Annotated in this window: 16 protein-coding genes; 6 read left to right on the plus strand and 10 right to left on the minus strand. The window is 55.1% G+C overall.

Annotation, left to right across the window (positions count from 1 at the left end; translation table 11 throughout):
• Positions 1-303: 303 nt before the first annotated feature.
• Genes NAV32_RS07075 through NAV32_RS07090 form a run of 4 tightly spaced genes read right to left on the minus strand, consistent with a single transcriptional unit; the run spans position 304 to position 5,994 of the window.
• A complete protein-coding gene (locus tag NAV32_RS07075) occupies positions 304-513 on the minus strand; it encodes a hypothetical protein (RefSeq protein WP_256052090.1) in 210 nt (69 codons plus the stop codon).
• A complete protein-coding gene (locus NAV32_RS07080; RefSeq protein ID WP_256052091.1) occupies positions 510-1,277 on the minus strand; it encodes a hypothetical protein in 768 nt (255 codons plus the stop codon). Before NAV32_RS07080 ends, NAV32_RS07075 begins: the two co-directional genes overlap by 4 nt.
• Positions 1,277-5,653: a MobF family relaxase gene (gene mobF / locus NAV32_RS07085; RefSeq protein WP_256052092.1), complete on the minus strand. Its 4,377-nt coding sequence runs from the start codon at positions 5,651-5,653 to the stop codon at positions 1,277-1,279. Before mobF ends, NAV32_RS07080 begins: the two co-directional genes overlap by 1 nt.
• Positions 5,653-5,994, minus strand: coding sequence for a hypothetical protein (locus NAV32_RS07090; RefSeq protein ID WP_256052093.1), 342 nt, complete (start codon positions 5,992-5,994; stop codon positions 5,653-5,655). Before NAV32_RS07090 ends, mobF begins: the two co-directional genes overlap by 1 nt.
• Positions 5,995-6,309: 315 nt before the next feature.
• Between NAV32_RS07090 and NAV32_RS07095 the strand changes: the two genes are divergently transcribed.
• From NAV32_RS07095 to NAV32_RS07120, 6 genes are all read left to right on the plus strand, one after another.
• Complete coding sequence (locus NAV32_RS07095; protein ID WP_017335993.1) at positions 6,310-6,810, plus strand: hypothetical protein; 501 nt, start codon at positions 6,310-6,312, stop codon at positions 6,808-6,810.
• A gap of 9 nt (positions 6,811-6,819) precedes the next feature.
• A complete protein-coding gene (locus tag NAV32_RS07100) occupies positions 6,820-7,611 on the plus strand; it encodes a hypothetical protein (RefSeq protein ID WP_256052094.1) in 792 nt (263 codons plus the stop codon).
• Positions 7,608-8,336: a hypothetical protein gene (locus NAV32_RS07105; RefSeq protein ID WP_256052095.1), complete on the plus strand. Its 729-nt coding sequence runs from the start codon at positions 7,608-7,610 to the stop codon at positions 8,334-8,336. Before NAV32_RS07100 ends, NAV32_RS07105 begins: the two co-directional genes overlap by 4 nt.
• A gap of 36 nt (positions 8,337-8,372) precedes the next feature.
• Positions 8,373-8,912 (plus strand): hypothetical protein, encoded by a 540-nt coding sequence (locus tag NAV32_RS07110; protein WP_256052096.1) that lies wholly within the window; start codon positions 8,373-8,375, stop codon positions 8,910-8,912.
• Positions 8,913-9,244: 332 nt separating this feature from the next.
• Positions 9,245-9,628, plus strand: a complete 384-nt coding sequence (locus tag NAV32_RS07115; RefSeq protein ID WP_256052097.1) for a hypothetical protein — start codon at positions 9,245-9,247, stop codon at positions 9,626-9,628.
• 75 nt (positions 9,629-9,703) lie between these two features.
• A complete protein-coding gene (locus NAV32_RS07120) occupies positions 9,704-10,261 on the plus strand; it encodes a GNAT family N-acetyltransferase (RefSeq protein WP_256052098.1) in 558 nt (185 codons plus the stop codon).
• Positions 10,262-10,290: 29 nt separating this feature from the next.
• On the opposite strand, the gene NAV32_RS07125 is transcribed toward NAV32_RS07120, so the two are convergent.
• The 6 genes from NAV32_RS07125 to NAV32_RS07150 form a co-directional block, all read right to left on the minus strand.
• Complete coding sequence (locus NAV32_RS07125) at positions 10,291-10,641, minus strand: histone-like nucleoid-structuring protein, MvaT/MvaU family (protein ID WP_256052099.1); 351 nt, start codon at positions 10,639-10,641, stop codon at positions 10,291-10,293.
• Positions 10,642-10,658: 17 nt separating this feature from the next.
• Complete coding sequence (locus tag NAV32_RS07130) at positions 10,659-12,074, minus strand: DUF6035 family protein (RefSeq protein WP_256052100.1); 1,416 nt, start codon at positions 12,072-12,074, stop codon at positions 10,659-10,661.
• Between the two features lie 107 nt (positions 12,075-12,181).
• Positions 12,182-14,374 (minus strand): hypothetical protein, encoded by a 2,193-nt coding sequence (locus NAV32_RS07135; RefSeq protein ID WP_256052101.1) that lies wholly within the window; start codon positions 14,372-14,374, stop codon positions 12,182-12,184.
• The gene (locus tag NAV32_RS07140) at positions 14,367-14,903 is read right to left on the minus strand and encodes a hypothetical protein (protein WP_256052102.1); all 537 of its coding nucleotides are present in this window, start codon (positions 14,901-14,903) and stop codon (positions 14,367-14,369) included. The genes NAV32_RS07135 and NAV32_RS07140 overlap by 8 nt, the downstream gene beginning before the upstream one ends.
• Positions 14,890-15,081 (minus strand): hypothetical protein, encoded by a 192-nt coding sequence (locus NAV32_RS07145; RefSeq protein ID WP_256052103.1) that lies wholly within the window; start codon positions 15,079-15,081, stop codon positions 14,890-14,892. The genes NAV32_RS07140 and NAV32_RS07145 overlap by 14 nt, the downstream gene beginning before the upstream one ends.
• Positions 15,071-15,232, minus strand: a complete 162-nt coding sequence (locus tag NAV32_RS07150) for a hypothetical protein (RefSeq protein ID WP_256052104.1) — start codon at positions 15,230-15,232, stop codon at positions 15,071-15,073. The genes NAV32_RS07145 and NAV32_RS07150 overlap by 11 nt, the downstream gene beginning before the upstream one ends.
• Positions 15,233-15,505 lie beyond the last annotated feature (273 nt).

A 15,505-nucleotide genomic window follows, 5' to 3' on the forward strand; every position in this document is an offset into this window, starting at 1 on the left:
TGATCTCGGCAGCCGCTACTTTAATCCAGCTATGACTGATCAGGTTGAGTTCAAATAGGAGGGTTCCAGTGACCTATGCACCGTGCATAGGTGGGCCACATACCGCTTCGCCGACTCCGAGTTGACGCCTGTCCGCGAGCCCAATACCCTAACCGACAAGAATAACCCCCACGCCTCGGGCCGGCCTGCCGGCACTGCGCACCAGGGGGTTAGTTTTTTCCGCGGGACATGCTTTGGGAGCCGCATCGGTTTTCGCCGTATCTGTCATGTCGCCCAGCCCCGCATCTCCTAAGCAGAGGCAATCTATTTGTCGATGGCATTAGCCATCGGATGAGCAAGCGCCTCGGTCACTCCCCCGGCTATTTCTGCGAGTACGTCGACAATGCGGATCTGCTCGCGGGGATCATTCGGCGCTACTGACCTAGCGATGGCAGCTGGATTAGCCAGCACGACTTGGAGAGCATCAAGGTCATTTTCGTTGAGATCGAGATTCAAGGTGATTCGGCGCGTCATGGTCTTTCCTTGTCTAGGAGATCGTACATTGGCCAGATGAGAATGCCGGTGGCCATCGCCTCGGCAAGTTCCTGAGCGTTCTCCGACCAACTAAAAATTTCGACAGTGATCTCGACACATTCGCTGGCCTCCTGCGCGGCGATTGCCAGAGCAACGCACTGCATAGCAGGCAGTGACCGCTCACTGAAAACCGCTAAGCTCCAACCAGGCTCATGCCCAAATCCCAATGGCACAGGGACGATGTAGGCCTCAACGATTGCGGCGTCTACTGTCACAGCTTCGAGGCCTCGCAGGAATGGTGCGGCCAGAGGATCGCCGCCGCTGTCCTGGAGTCGGCGCAGCTCAATTTCGTGGCGGTGGATCTGTAGATCGCGCATCTGCTGCGCGAGCAGACTTCCTTGATCAGAAATTGCCCAGAGCGTCCTAGTGTTGAGATGTTTTTCGCAGCGCGTGCGGTGCCAGCCGGCCGGGAGGCCGTTTTTCAGTCCGTCGTAACACAATTCGCCGCTGTCACCGCAAATCTCGCAGATGCGCAGTGAGCGCTGTTCAATTTCGCGCAGCGCCGCGCGCTGTTCCGGTGTGCTACGTGCCAGCTCGATTCGTAGAGCTCCGGCATCTTCACGGACCGACATAATCTCGCTGTCTCCGATGATGGCCATCGCCTCTCGGACTAGAGTCAGCCAGCCACGACCGGCATATAGGCGAACATCGGCAGCAAGTTTTGCGGCTGGCAGGTCGCAGGCGCTGATATAAAAATTGACCATCACATGGTCCTCCCCAGCTCTCTGATTTCCTCAATGCCCTCCCGGACAACCGACTGTTGAGCGGCAACCGCCTGTTGGGTTATCGCCTGCTGCTCCCTATGCGGAGAGGCCTGAACCGGCTTGATCTGATGACGCTGCAGCAGGTCGTTTGGATCCTCGCCCTCAGACATTTTGTAATCATCACGACGGTCAGCGACCTGAAGGCAGGGGGCTTGCTCAGCAAGAAGTTGCTTAAGGGCTTCGGTATGTCGGCTGCCTGCCTCATCGCGGTCATACACGAGATCGACGTGCCGGGCACCAGTACGGCTGGCCAGGCCGCGCAGTGCACGGGCAGTGTCCTCAGCAGGGTTCCCGCCCGAACTGACGTAGAGAGTCAGGGCGCGCTGCTGAGGGGTATCCATCTGGTAAAGGCTGAGGGCGTCGAGTCCGCCCTCGGAAACTTTGATTCGCTCAGGTTTGGCGCAGCTCGGGTTTGCCACGTAAACACCCCGCTCCGACTTTGAGTAAAGGGCCGGGCCTTCTTTCTTACGCTCGAAGCCTGTGAACTTCCCGTCCGCGCGGACGTGAGGGAAAACGGCGTTGCCGTGCCGATCAGTGCGCGACTTGGTTTCCGCGAGGGTCTGCTCGGAGATGCCCCGAGCGAGCAAGAATTGGTTCGGCTCTGCCAAGGTACGCTGGTACTGGCGGAAAGCCTCTGCACGTCGAACCTCAGCCTTCAGGACCTCTGCCTGGCGCTGCTTCTCGATACGCGCTTCGCGCTCGGCCGCACTCATGCCCTGGTAGCGAGCCCCAGCGTCGAAGCCCTTATTAAAGGCCAGCTTGCGCAGTTCATCGCGGGTCTCCAAAAAGCTCTGCCCGGTGGCGTGCTGGTGGAGGTGGAAGACGTCACCCCCAAGGCCAGAGCCCATTCCGGCCTTGGTCGCAACCCAGCTCGGCTCACCTTTGACGTTGGGCTTGAGGGTGATCTCACGCATGGGATCGGCCTTATCCATGGCCTTGCTTTCCATCCGTACGCGGGAGCCTGACCCGCTGACCTTGACGTAGCCAAGACGCTCAGCGTGCTCGCGAAGATCAACCCGATCGCGGATCGCTTGGGTTTCGCGCTGCTGCTCGGCCCGGGTCCAAACGCGACGCTGTTTTGGCATGTTGGCACCTACTTCGGTGCCGGCGCCGTGCCGTCGCATTCCAGCAGTAGCTCGTCCACCAGGACGTGCATGATTTTGCAGAACACTCTCACGTCCCCGCCCGCTGTTTGGTGCCAGAGTGCTTTCGGACAGTTTGCGCAGGCCGTTTCGGGGATTGGACCTCGCAGAGAAGCGAGGGTCTTCGATCTCGTGATGGGTGAATTCTCCGGCTCGCTCTGCGGCGGTAAGCTCACGGAGTCGCTCGGGGTCTCGCTCTCGTTCGGCTCGGAATAGTCCAGCGACGGAGGCAACGGATCGCTCATTTTCGATGTCCTGCTTTGGGGTTGGGGGTAAAGGCAAAGGCTCAGCCAGCAGCGCGACGCGCTTGGCATCGGCCGGCAATTCGTAAGGTTTCCCGGGTTTCTGGCGGGTGTCGGTCGGCTGATCGATTAAAGTGGTAACCGCGAATCCGCGGGCAACGGACAAATCATGGTCGGCCTGGGTGGCTGGCATGACCTGGATCTCGGGCGATTTTTTGGGCTCGGCCTTCGGCTCGGTCGGGTACTCGAAGCGCTCGCCTGCTTTCTCCAGTAGATCCTTGGTACTCGGCTGCTGGGCCTTGATCGGCTGATCTTCGTAAAGGCCGGCTTCAGCGTTGGCGCGGATCAGGGCGCGGAACTCTTTATCGGCGTCCAGGGCGCAACGTTTGCTCTTGAAGCCTTCGGTGTTGCGCGCGAGGGTATCGAGCGAATCCTGGTCGTTATCGGTATAGAAGCTGCAGGCGTAGCGCGAGCGGGTGTAAGCGACGTACGCGAGGCGTCGATCAGTGGAGTCTGAGGTCAGGTAGAAAGCACGATCGACCGTGAGCCCCTGGGACTTGTGCACAGTCATCGCGTAGGCGTGATCAATCGAGGCGTAGTCGGACAAATTCCAGCTGACCTCCTCCTTGGTTCGATCGAGGCGTGCGGTGATCTTGGTGTCGTAGATGGGTTCACCGTTATCGTCGGTGCCGGTCTGCACTCTTTCGATCGCCGTAAGATTGGCGCGGTCGCCGTTGTAGACAGGTTCGCCGTCGAGCTTCTGATTTTTGCGCAGCATGATCCGGTCACCCGGCACCAGATCGAGGTCTGCGTAATCGCCTCGTCCAGTCTCGACCGGAATTCGGATTTGCTGGGCTTTGTCCAACTCTCCGATCTCGAACCGGTGATCGCGGATCTTGTTGTTCAGAGAACGAACGGACTGGTTACGGTCAGCCAGCAGCAGGATTTCTTGCCAGTCGGTGCCTTCTGAGCGAGCCTGCAGGGCATCGCGGATAATCAGATCGAGCGGCTTATCCTTGGTGCCTTCGGCCGGTATTTTCAGCAGGCCGCGAGCCTTCATCATATCCAGGGCGTCAGGGCCGCCCTGCTCTGCCGGCCCCTCGAACCAGGCCTGGGAGATCGAGCGGTCTGCGGGGTCTTTCTGGCGAGCAATCTGGACCAGTTCGGCGCAGCCGACCTCCTCGGTGAGCATGTCCAGACTGGATGCCGAGCCGACAGCCTCAAGCTGCCGGCCGTCACCGACCAGGATGAGTTTTGCGCCTGCTGTTTCGCAGAACCCAGCCAACTTGTGAAGAGTGCGCAGATCCGCAAGGCCGGCTTCGTCGCAGATGATCACGTCGCTAGCCTTGAGCTTTTCGCGGTACTGCGGATTATCGTTTTCGAGACGCATCAGAAGCGAATGGATGGTGCGCGCCTGTATTCCTGCGGAGTTCTGAAGCTCAGCTGCAGCCGCCCCAGATGGCGCCAGGCCGATGACACGGTTACCGGCAGCCTCATACGCCTCGCGAAGCGCGGACAGACTGACGGACTTGCCCGTGCCCGCAGCGCCCTGGATGACCTGGAAACGGGCACCGGAAGTACAGAGTCGAACGACTGCGCGCTGTTCATCGCGCATCGGGTAACCCTTATCGCGCTCGATACGCGCAATGGCCATCTCCACATCAAGCTGCTTGAGCGTGAAGCGCGCCTCAGGCCGCTGAGCAGCATGGGCGTAAGCCTGCAGCTCACCTTCAAGCTGGCGGTAGGTTTCAGTCGTGAATTCACGGAAGCGGCCTTCCTGGGGGAGTTCGACAATACCGAGTTGGCGGATAAGCGCAGATTCAATTGCCGGGATAGCAGGCTCGCCGCCATGCAAAATGGCTAGCTGTGCGGCTGCTCGGTCGAGGGCGTGCTCACCAAAAACTGAGGAGTTACGGAATACGAGCTGCTCCGCGAATAGGCGAGTTTCTGGGCTCAGGTCACCGCGCTGCAAATCCTGGTGGAGGTTGCTGAGCTGCTCGCGCCATTCAGCGCGTAGTTCGTCTGAGTCACGCTCCTTCTTTCCCTCGCGTGTGCGCTTAGCTGCGCCGCGCGCTGAATCAGCGCCACTGGCGCCCATCTCATCGAGTGCCTTGAGTATCTCGATGCGGCGAGTGGAAAACTCCAACACGGTTTCGCGGGAGATGCCTGCCACGCGCAGACCGTTGCGCTCTAAGTCGACTTCAAAGTACTTCGCGAGCTGAGGGATATCACGGCTCAGAGCATGGGCCAGGTAGCAGTCCCAAAGCGCTGCCAGTTCGGCTTGCCTTTTATAAAGTTCACCGCCATCTAACGGGCGCCACTGCCCATCAATGCCAAGACAGGCGTTCGGGATCTCAACGTGAACGTGGAGGTGCGGCTCCTGGTTGCGGTTGGTGAAGTGTAAATAGCTGGCAGCCATGGCCTTGCCGACGTAACGGTCTACCCCTTGGGCGCCGAGCCGATACCCGAAGTATCCCTGCGCTTCGGCATACTCAAAGGCGCGGCGCGACGCCTCCATCATCGCTCGCTCGAAAATGATCTGCTGCTCGCGTGGCAGTGAGGCGTAGACAAGGGAAAGAGTCTTGTCGGCATTGAAGCTCGTGGAATACCCGGCCAAACCAGTTCCGCGCTTAAGTTCTCCAAGGCGACGCTTAGGCACGTACGACTCGCCTGTACGTGGATTCGTGCCGGCCATCAGTGCAGCGTAGTCCCCATCCTGCGGAGTGATTCCCAGCCCCATTGCCTGGGCACCCTGACCGAGGTACTCGGTCAGCAGCGTGTCGTTTCCGGGCATGTGGTAGTAATCCTCACCCCCGGTAGACAGCACATGATCGTGCTCGTCGTCGAGAATCCGCCCCTCGCCCCGCTCGAAATAGTTCGCCCGCGCACCGATATCGCCGCCGGTGAATTTGTCGATAGTGAAGATCGCCATCACGCCTCCTCGGCGAACAGAGCTTTGAGCTGCTCAGCCACCGCGCGTTGCGCTCCGAGCCGGCTCGCGTGCGCGATCCGGGGCCCCAGAAGGGCGAAGGCGGATTCGATTTCGGAGCGGATTGCGATTGCTGCGTCCGGCTCCAGGGCGACGGTTTTGGCGTCGTGCAAAGCAAGATCCCCCCGGACCAGGGCGGCAAGATCTGAGGTCGGAACAGCCTCCAGGATCGCCTGAAGAACGCCTGATTTCGGCACACGAAGATCGCGGGCAAGGCGCTCGAAGGCAGCCTGCGCCGCCTCACTCACCATGCTTTGCGTGTGGTTTTTACGCTCGAAACTCATCGCCATCTTCCCCTTCAGGGGGTGGCTACTACCGCTTTAGTAGTCCACCGATTTCGTTCTCTGCCCGGCTGGCTGGGCTGACACGACTGCACCTCGCGAAGCGAGTGCAGCCGTGTTCAAACCTCCCTCTTAAAACTACAGAATCTTTATAGAATATCAACAATATTTTGTTGATCTATTTTCTTCTTTTGCTATCTTTATAGAAACGCGATAGCGTTAATCAAGCATCCTGATAGCTATAGAGGCATCACGCAGGAATCTTTAGAGATTCTCGATAGAATCTATGCGTACCTTTGTACTTACAGGAGAAACCCAATGTTCAAGCGCCCCGAAGACGAAGAAGACATCAATGCATACCTGCGCGAGATGGCAGAGGAGGAAAAGGCGGTGACAGACCGGCTACGGGCTCTAATCGCGCAAAAGAAGGCAGAGGCCCTTGAAGGGACGGACTCCGCACGTACTCGTGGGCACGCGACTCGTGTGCTCCGACCGCGAATAGCAGAGCTGAGATCCATGATGCTGCTGGGGCTATCGATTAAAGAGATGCTCGATCTGCTGGAGCAGGCAGGCGTAATGGTCAGCTATCACAGCTTGCGCACCTTCCTAAAAAAGCATCTCCCGGCAGAGTACCGCGAGTGTATGGCCATCGGATCGTCGAAAGGCATCAACCCTTACTCCGGAGAAGAGCAATACCCAGACGCTCAATTTGAAACCCAGCCTACAACACAGGCACCGGCCGCCGCGGAACAGGCGAAACCTGAAAACGTGAACTCGCTCATCGAGCAGGTGCTCGGGCGAAAAGACCACTCAAGTTAGGAGTAACCCATGATTCGAATTCTCTGCACCTCGACCAAAGGTGGCGTCGGCAAATCCACCATCGCCCAGCAAGTGGCCACAACATATCTTCTGGACCGCGAGGGCACTGGTACGCTGATTGAGCTCGACGACCAGAACGTCGATTCGCGCTGGATGAACAGCTCGAAGATCGAATCACGCCAGATCATTGTTGACGGCGATGCCGGCTTTGCCGTCCTCGACCTTTTCGAGGAGTTCGCCGGTAAATCTTTCGTGCTCGACATCGGTAACCAGACTGCGGAGGCGGCGCTTGCCGCCATGGGCCGAAATGGCCTTCTAGGCCGGTTCGATCTGATCCTGGTTCCTGTCAAGGACGTGGGTCAGGACGTAGAGAATGCGAAGCGCACAATCAACAAAATCCGTGAAGATGAGCCCTCCGCAAAAATTGTTCTGGTTCTCAACGGGCTTAGCCGCAAGACCCAAGACCCGAACGACCGCCGCATCCGGGCTCTGTACGGTGACGTTTTCGACCTCGGCGAAGATCTCGATGTACCGGTCCTCATCATGCCCGGCGTCGAGGGTTACGGCTTGTCGCGTAATTTCGGCAAAACCCTGCCAGAAATTGCCGACGGCGCCGATGATCTGATTGCTCAACTCCGAGAAAAAAGCCTGACCCTCGATCGTAAGGGGAACGGCAAGGAAGCTCGCCGCTGCATGGTGCTGGTCGAGGTAGTGGCGATCGCGAAAGAAGCCAGCACCTGGATAAAGCAACTGCATTGCAAGTTCGACGAGCTCCGGGGAGCCGACCAGGAGGCCGCATGAGCCTGGGCGAGGACAGCATCCAGAGCATTTTCGACCTGGTGAACGAGCTGCGAACGCTGATCGTCCGCCTCGACGGCACACCTACACAACCTGGTGTGATTGCTGAAACCGGGCAGCTCACTCGCTCGATCGCGGCTGCAGTCGAACACATGGGGGAACTGGCCGAACGCTTTGCGGCCGCAGCCGATCTGCATGCCCAACTTGGCAATCTGCCGGCGCAATTGCTACGGCCGGACGAGTGTGAGAGCTTTCGCGGATCGGTGCGCGAGGCGATGACCAGCGAGCTCGCATCCGCAGTCGAGTCAGCCCGGGAACGAGCAGCGGAGGCTGGTGTTTCCATCGCCATCAACGATCTTAGAGAGTTGATTAACGAGGCGATGAAAAAAGCAGAATCCGAAGTTTTTGGTGCGGAAGGCTCCAGGGCAGATCTGTTTTACAAGCTGAAAAAGTCCGAGTCAGAGATCAAGCGCCTCACGATCCTGATTGAGAAATTGTCGGGTGATCTACAGCGCATCTCGTCGTTACACAGGGGCGAGCTGAATGACCGCGAAGACAAGACCCTGGGGCTGCTCGCGGCTGCGCACCAAAGCGGCCGAAACTGGTCAGTGACCTGTCTCTTGATCGGGCTACTTTTAGGCGGCGTGTTCGGATCCGGATACCTCGCACCAAAGTTTCAGGCGTGGGCAGCAGAGCTGATCTACAAACCGATTCATCAAGGGCGCTAATAACGCCGAAACCACTACAACGTAGAGGACTGTCGCATGAGCTCTCATAGCGATGACGAAGATTCTTGCGCCCGGGAAAAGCGCGTGACGGATGCGGCCGCGGCTCTAGCCGCAGCTTTCGTTGGTCCTGCGGGGGCAAGCCCTCTCCAGGAATGCATGCCTGGACTGTTCGACGTGCCATTTCAGTCGAGGGATCTAGACGATTTCGGCGGGCTTTACGACTTAAAGCAGCCAGGCCAAGCGGTCCTATATGTCGGGCTGATTGCGGCTGACTACCGTATTGCTCGGCTTGAAACAGATAACCGGGCTCTGCGCGCCGCTCTTGCGAGCGGGGATGCGCTGAACGAAAGCAGCCTCACGCTTTTTCCGGGACTTGGGAGTTTCATGGATGCAATGAATTCGGACATGAAACAAGTAAGTATGACGGGTCTAATGCCCCAGCTAAGGCATTTTGAGCAACGTGTTCGAAACTCAGATACGCGGGCAAAAATTGCTGATGCAGGACGCGCCCTGCAACTTGAAAGCGCGCGGATTGCAGCTGCAAAGGCTACAGAAGCGGAGCGAAGAGTTGGCTGACGAGAGCGGCAACTCTCGCCAGCCGATCCGCGGCGGAAAACACGAAAGGAAGAGACCACATGGTAGAACACTGGTTCCGGTCCATTAGGAGCGTCGCGACTAAGCTGCGCCCAGCGCGCGCCCACTGGGCCTCCTCATGTCCGCTTCGCGGGCTTTAGAAGGGAACGGCGCGGGTCGGATTCGAGTTGACGCACGGCAACGTGCCCAATAGTCTGTGAGCAAGAATAACCCCCACGCCTCGGGCCGGCATTGTCGGTACTGCGCACCAGGGGGTTAGTTTTTTCTGCCCTACCTCTCCTCGATCGCGTACTTGGTCAATATAAGGACAAGCAATGCAAGCACTGGATGAACTGCGACTTCGGCCCCCGGTAACAGCAGACGAGATGGCACGCATAGAGGGCAGCCTGCCCACATACATACTGATTGAGGGTGTTATCAATTCGCTGGCTGAGGCGGAACTGAGAAAGGGTCAGGGCGTATTTGAGAAACTCGGCCGGCAATTGGGTCTCGTTAGATCCCAGCCTAACTGGGAAGGCTGGGATGGCTGGGGAGCTGGACGTCAACTTAAATGCGCTGCTTTGCAACACGCCGGATGGATCTATGACGAAAGCCATCTCCCATACCAGCAGGCAGCACAGGCGTATGAAAAAGTCCGACAGGTATTGCTTTCGCCGGAGTGCCGTTCCGCTGAGGACTTACTGAAGCTGCTCCGATAGGCGATAACCATCCCACTCATTCGCAGCCGGATCGAAAATCCTCGATAAAATCCATCTATATTAGGGACGGGGGAGATGATCATTTTTGATCCCCTTCGCGATTTTTTCCACCGACGCCAAGCCACCAAGCTGACCGAGCAAGCCTTGGCCGTCCAGCTGGTGATCGAGCGCTCCGAATCTCTACGCGGCAACTTCGTTTTTCCGGGCCCCGACATCACGGTCGCAATCCAGCTAGATGGTCAGCACGTGGGTCGGGTCAATTACGGTGTGAGCCCGCTCAACGACCGGGTGTACATCAGCGACTTTCATATTAGCCCCGCACATCGCCGACGCGGTATCGGCTTGGCCGCGCTCTGGCGGCTGTGGTGCCAGTACCTAGTGCCATTGACCCCCATGCACGAGGTTGGAACCTCCACTGAGTTTTGGGCTAAGGTGCGCAAGCGATTCGCCGGAGCCGGTGCCAAACTCACACGTGACATTCGCACCTCTGACCAAGATGCTGAACAGCAGCGCTGGCTGCATCTGGTACCGGAGCCTGAGCATGAACGGCTAATTCGGGAACTAGAGGCATCCCCGGAATGGCCATCCATCAAGGCCGAACTGAAGATGAGGGAAAACAACAAAGGGCGCTAAATGCGCCCTTTGTCTTGTAGCTCTATAACTTATTGCAGCCAGGAGTCCACAGCTTCAACTCCGTACTGCTCCCGCCAAGCCTTCAGTACTTTGTGATTACCGCCCTTTGTCTCGACGACTTCACCTGTGTTGGGATTCTTGTAGACCTTAATTTGGCGCTGACGGCGTTGCACCACAACGGCAGGAGTGGAGCGAGGGGAAGGGTCAAGGATGTTAATCACATCTCTCAAGCTCATCCCGTACTCAGCTAACAGTGCCCGCAGTTTTTCCTCGAACTGAATTTCTTTTTTCAGTTCAGCATCATTTTTCAGTGCATCCAGTTGCTGCAACTGCGCTGCAAGTTGAGCCTCAAGACGTTTGAATTCTGCAAGCTTACTCATGTAACCCCCGAACTTTATTAGCTACTCCAACAGGAGACGCCCAATTTATCAGATATCTTCGGCAAAATAAAAGCTATAGCCTCGTCAAAGAACGTCGCCTGCGCATAAGCCGGATCCTTAACTACCATTGCTTGCCTAATAGTTATTTTCCTTTTTCGCCATGTACCTTTACGATCCTGCGCCGCCAATAAATCATCCATCTCATAATAGTGAATCGCAAGACCAAAAGGCCTGAGGAATTTTTTATATGAAGTAAAAGCCAAATTAGTAACTTCCAATAGAGTCTTAAACTTATAACCTACGGACTTGCCATACTTCACACTAAGCATTAAGGCAATCACCCCGTAAAATGGCATACTCCAGTGGCTATTTGGTAAAGCCCCAACAAAACCCACGCTTCGCATCTCGCTCTTAAGAGCCATCCACTCCGAATCAACCTCGTCATCTTCAGAGTCGTATTTTAATTCGTCACGCAACCAGAAAGACTCGAAGCGTTCGCGCAAAGTCTCTCGCTGTCGGAAAATCTCATCTGCAATACGCTGCGAGTTCATCTCACTCAGACGAGACTCATAGTCAAAATGATATACCCGCTGAAGCTCGACATCAAAATTCAGCTCGTCGAAAAAGACTTGATCACAACGCCATTCATGCACAAGCAGCCCATACTTATATGAAGGCAGTGGATACCAGCAATCCAGTGAAAATCTTTTATCTTTCTGGGAACGAAGCAATGTTTCGCCACTCACGACAAAGACATTCATATTGTTGTTACAGAAGATATCTTCCTCTGCACGCCTAGTCTGAGAAGGATCGAAAGATTGAAAAACCCATATTAATGAACCACCTTCAGCGCGATAGAACTCCCGCCGCTCGACAATTACGCTAAGAAACGTTGTCGACAACTGAATTTCAAATGCAAACTTACGCCCATTCATTTCAACCTGAACATCAGGCTTTCGCCAGGACGCCAGCTCCAAGAAATTACTGGATCGCCAAACTTTTTCTAAGCGTGGACTGGAGAAATTCGGATCCGCGGTTATGCTATCACGAACAATTTCTTTAAGGCGCTGATGAGCGTAGCTCTCCTTAGCCCCATTATATTTAGCAGCCAGAATTTGATCTGGGGTTAGCTTATTCTTTGTATTTACCGGGCAGCCACGATTCTCTTGCTCTGGCATATGCCTGAAGTAATATTTTCGATCTGTATGGCAAACCAGCTGGACGGCCGCACCACATAACTCACAAGCAAGCCATGGACTTTCTGGATCTACTAGATATCTTCGGCGGAGTTCATTTCTGGCTTTTACAACCTCCCTGTCATGCCTGCAGACAAACGATTGCAGATCAATTGACAGACCTGTATCCAAATCGATGATCTCAGTGAGCTTCTGAGTTTCTGTAAGCTCGGCAATCTCAGAGATAACAGTAGTCAATAGCGCTCTCCATCATCCATGCATGATGCGTACTGCGCTCATAGTAGCTTTTTGAGTTCGAGCTATCACTGCAAAAAGGCCCCGCAGAGCGGGGCCTGGTATTAATACTATCCGCCACCCTGTGGTGGATTCGGGTTGCGAGACGGAGCAACAGCTCGACTTATCGCCCCAGTCAGTACCTGGCGCGCACTAGTCGACAAGCCGCCCATTAGGTTTTGAGGCGCATTCTCGTACGGGTTCAAGCCAGGCTCGGAGAACGAGATCATGTTGAGCACTGTGCGCGGGAACGTCGTGATCAGCTGGGCACTGGTCACCACAACATTCCAACTCAGCAGAATGATCACCACGACCAGGAGCAAACCGCCAATCAAGATCCCGCCAAGGCTTTCGAGGGGGCGTCCGACTTCAGCAGTGCCCGGGTCGAACATGCCCCAAAGGCCCATAGCGAGGGCCTGGACCATTGCCAAGCCAATCGCACTGATCACGATCGCAGCAGCCAGGCCGCCGACCGCCAGTGCCGGGTAAAGCCCTATGAAAATCAGAGCGTTCCACCCTTTCGCAGACATCTGAGACGTGTGCTCTTCACCTTTCGGTGCCGCGAAACCAGCGCTCCAGAGCGTCACGCCGAAAAATGCTGTAGCCACAGCTACAAGCCAGCTGATCGCACCCATCAACCCATAAACAGCGAAAAGCAACGGCATTACATAGCCGAGGATCCCGCCGGCAATGATCATCACCCCCCCGATGGACTTCGGCAGAGCCCCATCAGTGAGCGATTTAAGCCCTGGAATGTACTGCGCAATCGTCCCGCCCGCGAAAAACCCGATACCAGTGCCAACCAGCGAACGACCCCAGGACGCGATTGTGTGGATGTTTTGAACACTCGGCCCGGTAGTTTCTTTAAGAATGTCCAGGCTAAAAACACGGGCTAGCAACGACTTTTCAGTACTGCCAGTATTTCCAGGCTGAATCTGGGAAAGAGTTTCTTGTTCAACAACTTTTGACAGAACTTCACCACCCGTCATTGCTGAGAGCGAAGACTTCGGCATCATTTTGCTAGTCGCACCCTCGGCATAGCTAGCTGCACGGCTAAAGTCGCTCGCAGCGCGCAGGACGAAAGTTCCACCCAGCATCCAGCCCCAATTTTTCACTTCATCGAAATAGGGCTCTGCACGTTGTGCTTGATCGTCAGCAAGCGTATTAGCAATCGTCATCTCAACGGTTTTGCTGTACCAATCTGCAGTCTGAGCAGTCCAACTAATAGACTCTTCGAAATATTCCTTATGCTCAGCTTGCGTTACACCGCCGTCTTGAAGAGATTTGGCGTAGTTAAGCGCATGGGCTACAAGTTGAACCCATATCTGCCGCTGCGCTGCTGCAATTCCCGCTTCAATAGAGGCCGAATTATTGGCTTTTACCTGAGCATACTCGTCTGAACATGTCATCGAACTCATCCAACCGAGCTGGCAAAACCAACCTTCCGTTTCGAGTTCACGATCAATAGTGCCGTCTACCGCATCGGAGTCGACCAGGCCGTTAACTCCGAGAGTCATCTCGCGAGCCAGATTGTCAGTCGGAGCAATTAACGGAATCTGCAGCGATCGGCCTGCGACACTGAGAAAAGCTTCGGCTGCTTGCGACTGTGCATCGCCAGAGCCGGCTGGGTGAGTGTTGCCATAAACTTCGTTCCAACGGTTGCGCAGAGCTACTAGTGCGAGCTGTTCTCCTGTGAGGCCGGCAACGATTTTTTCTTCACTCGGATCCCTGAAAACTGCAAACCCGGCCAGTTGCGCAGCTGACAACTTCCAGGAGTTGAGCATATCTAGAGCAACTCCAGGATCCACTTCGACACGGAATTGGGGATCGCTAAACAGGTTGTGCCGGTGCATCAGCTCGAAAGCATCGTGCTGCATCGTGTCGCCGAATTCGGCAGCCATTTTTGAAACGCCTGCGATCAGAGCGTGACCTGTTGTCAGGGTAATCGGGACTCCACCTGCGCTTGAGACCGGGACAACTGGAGCAACGAGGATCAACGCGACCACTACTCGCAGCGGGTAGAAAAAGGCCTCGTTGCCATCTTTCGCGCCGAAAAAGTTCCCGTTGTTTTTCAGGCGGAAAATTCCCAAGAACATCGCCCAAGACGCCAGCACGCCGAACATCAGCAGGCCGGTTTGTGAAAAAGCCGCAGCGAAAATGGTTAGGGGAGTTACGTCTTGAGCTACTACCTGCGAAACATCAGAACTATCAAAAATCCAACGCCCAAACATCCAAGCAAGCACAAGCTGGGAGAAGCTATTCATTATAAGTCTCCAGGCGAACTTTATAGTCTTTTGGTAGTGTTCGACCAATCAACAGAGTCGGATTCCTCAAGGTTTCTTTAAAGAACTTCATAACCGGCGGGGCGGCTTGGGTATATGCCATGTTCAGGCGGTATGCATTCTGAAAAAGGATCATAAGAACCAGATTAATGAAAACGAGATTTGCAAAAATCATCATTGACCCAGCATCGATATTCGATAGCAAGTTACCCACAACCAAACTGAGCCCCATAACTAAAAGCAGATTAGTGAACAGCGCAATCTTGTACTTGAGTCGCACACTTTCAGTTGTTACTTCGTACTGACGACACATGTCGTTCCATAGAGCTTTATCGTCAAGTTCTGCCAGCGTCTTGGCTTCTTTAGCCTCCCGGCGAATTTCTTGAACAGCATTCCATATCCCGCGTAGAAAATTAATAGGAAGGCTGACCGAGGTCTTAACTTCACGAACAGCGGTCTTCGTTTGCGCATAGCCGGTCAAATAGGCAGCAGCAGTTTTAATCTTGATCATTATTAACCTCGGGCGTGTAAATAGGTGGGACGGGAGTTTCAGGCTCACTGAGCTTAGATTGTGAAACAGGGTCAACACGATTGATAACATCGCGCCCCGGCATTACTAATCCGAAATAAATGATCAAACCAATGCCGATAGCGCGAGGGATTTTCACCTGGGCTTCTTTAAGCAGCATCTTTAATCTCCCGACTTAGTATCTGTTCAACAGTCACCGCCAGAGCTGCAATGACATGCGCGTCATGCTCACAGCTCGGCGGAAGCTCTACGGCTTTAACTTGAATCTCGCGCAAAGCGGCAAGAGCGCGCTGGACATCTGGCAGTGACATAAATATATCCATTTCATAATTAGCCTTAATCCACAACTTAATAATAAACGCCTCCCGCACGCCTATCTAATTGCATTTACCTAAAATCGCAAATGCTTTTGCAATTGCGAGAGCATATAAAATTAACGAATAACGAATATTCTCGAATCCACCTACGACAACTTGATTAACTCTAACTATCGCCCACAAAAAAGCCCCTCGTAAGGGGCTTTAGTGATTAGCACTGAATTTAGTACTTGCGCATTATTCCGGTTACTTCGTTGAAAAACTCAT

Source organism: Stutzerimonas stutzeri (assembly GCF_024448695.1).
GTDB classification, from domain to species: Bacteria; Pseudomonadota; Gammaproteobacteria; order Pseudomonadales; family Pseudomonadaceae; genus Stutzerimonas; species Stutzerimonas stutzeri_T.

Excerpts from the sequence above, each read along its gene's own strand:
- NAV32_RS07145 (WP_256052103.1), bottom strand. The coding sequence starts at position 15,081 with ATGCTGCTTAAAGAAGCCCAGGTGAAAATCCCTCGCGCTATCGGCATT.
- NAV32_RS07095 (WP_017335993.1), top strand. The coding sequence starts at position 6,310 with ATGTTCAAGCGCCCCGAAGACGAAGAAGACATCAATGCATACCTGCGC.
- NAV32_RS07100 (WP_256052094.1), top strand. The coding sequence starts at position 6,820 with ATGATTCGAATTCTCTGCACCTCGACCAAAGGTGGCGTCGGCAAATCC.
- NAV32_RS07135 (WP_256052101.1), bottom strand. The coding sequence starts at position 14,374 with ATGAATAGCTTCTCCCAGCTTGTGCTTGCTTGGATGTTTGGGCGTTGG.
- NAV32_RS07115 (WP_256052097.1), top strand. The coding sequence starts at position 9,245 with ATGCAAGCACTGGATGAACTGCGACTTCGGCCCCCGGTAACAGCAGAC.
- NAV32_RS07125 (WP_256052099.1), bottom strand. The coding sequence starts at position 10,641 with ATGAGTAAGCTTGCAGAATTCAAACGTCTTGAGGCTCAACTTGCAGCG.
- NAV32_RS07110 (WP_256052096.1), top strand. The coding sequence starts at position 8,373 with ATGAGCTCTCATAGCGATGACGAAGATTCTTGCGCCCGGGAAAAGCGC.
- NAV32_RS07080 (WP_256052091.1), bottom strand. The coding sequence starts at position 1,277 with ATGGTCAATTTTTATATCAGCGCCTGCGACCTGCCAGCCGCAAAACTT.
- NAV32_RS07140 (WP_256052102.1), bottom strand. The coding sequence starts at position 14,903 with ATGATCAAGATTAAAACTGCTGCTGCCTATTTGACCGGCTATGCGCAA.
- NAV32_RS07120 (WP_256052098.1), top strand. The coding sequence starts at position 9,704 with ATGATCATTTTTGATCCCCTTCGCGATTTTTTCCACCGACGCCAAGCC.
- NAV32_RS07075 (WP_256052090.1), bottom strand. The coding sequence starts at position 513 with ATGACGCGCCGAATCACCTTGAATCTCGATCTCAACGAAAATGACCTT.
- mobF (WP_256052092.1), bottom strand. The coding sequence starts at position 5,653 with ATGGCGATCTTCACTATCGACAAATTCACCGGCGGCGATATCGGTGCG.
- NAV32_RS07090 (WP_256052093.1), bottom strand. The coding sequence starts at position 5,994 with ATGAGTTTCGAGCGTAAAAACCACACGCAAAGCATGGTGAGTGAGGCG.
- NAV32_RS07105 (WP_256052095.1), top strand. The coding sequence starts at position 7,608 with ATGAGCCTGGGCGAGGACAGCATCCAGAGCATTTTCGACCTGGTGAAC.
- NAV32_RS07150 (WP_256052104.1), bottom strand. The coding sequence starts at position 15,232 with ATGTCACTGCCAGATGTCCAGCGCGCTCTTGCCGCTTTGCGCGAGATT.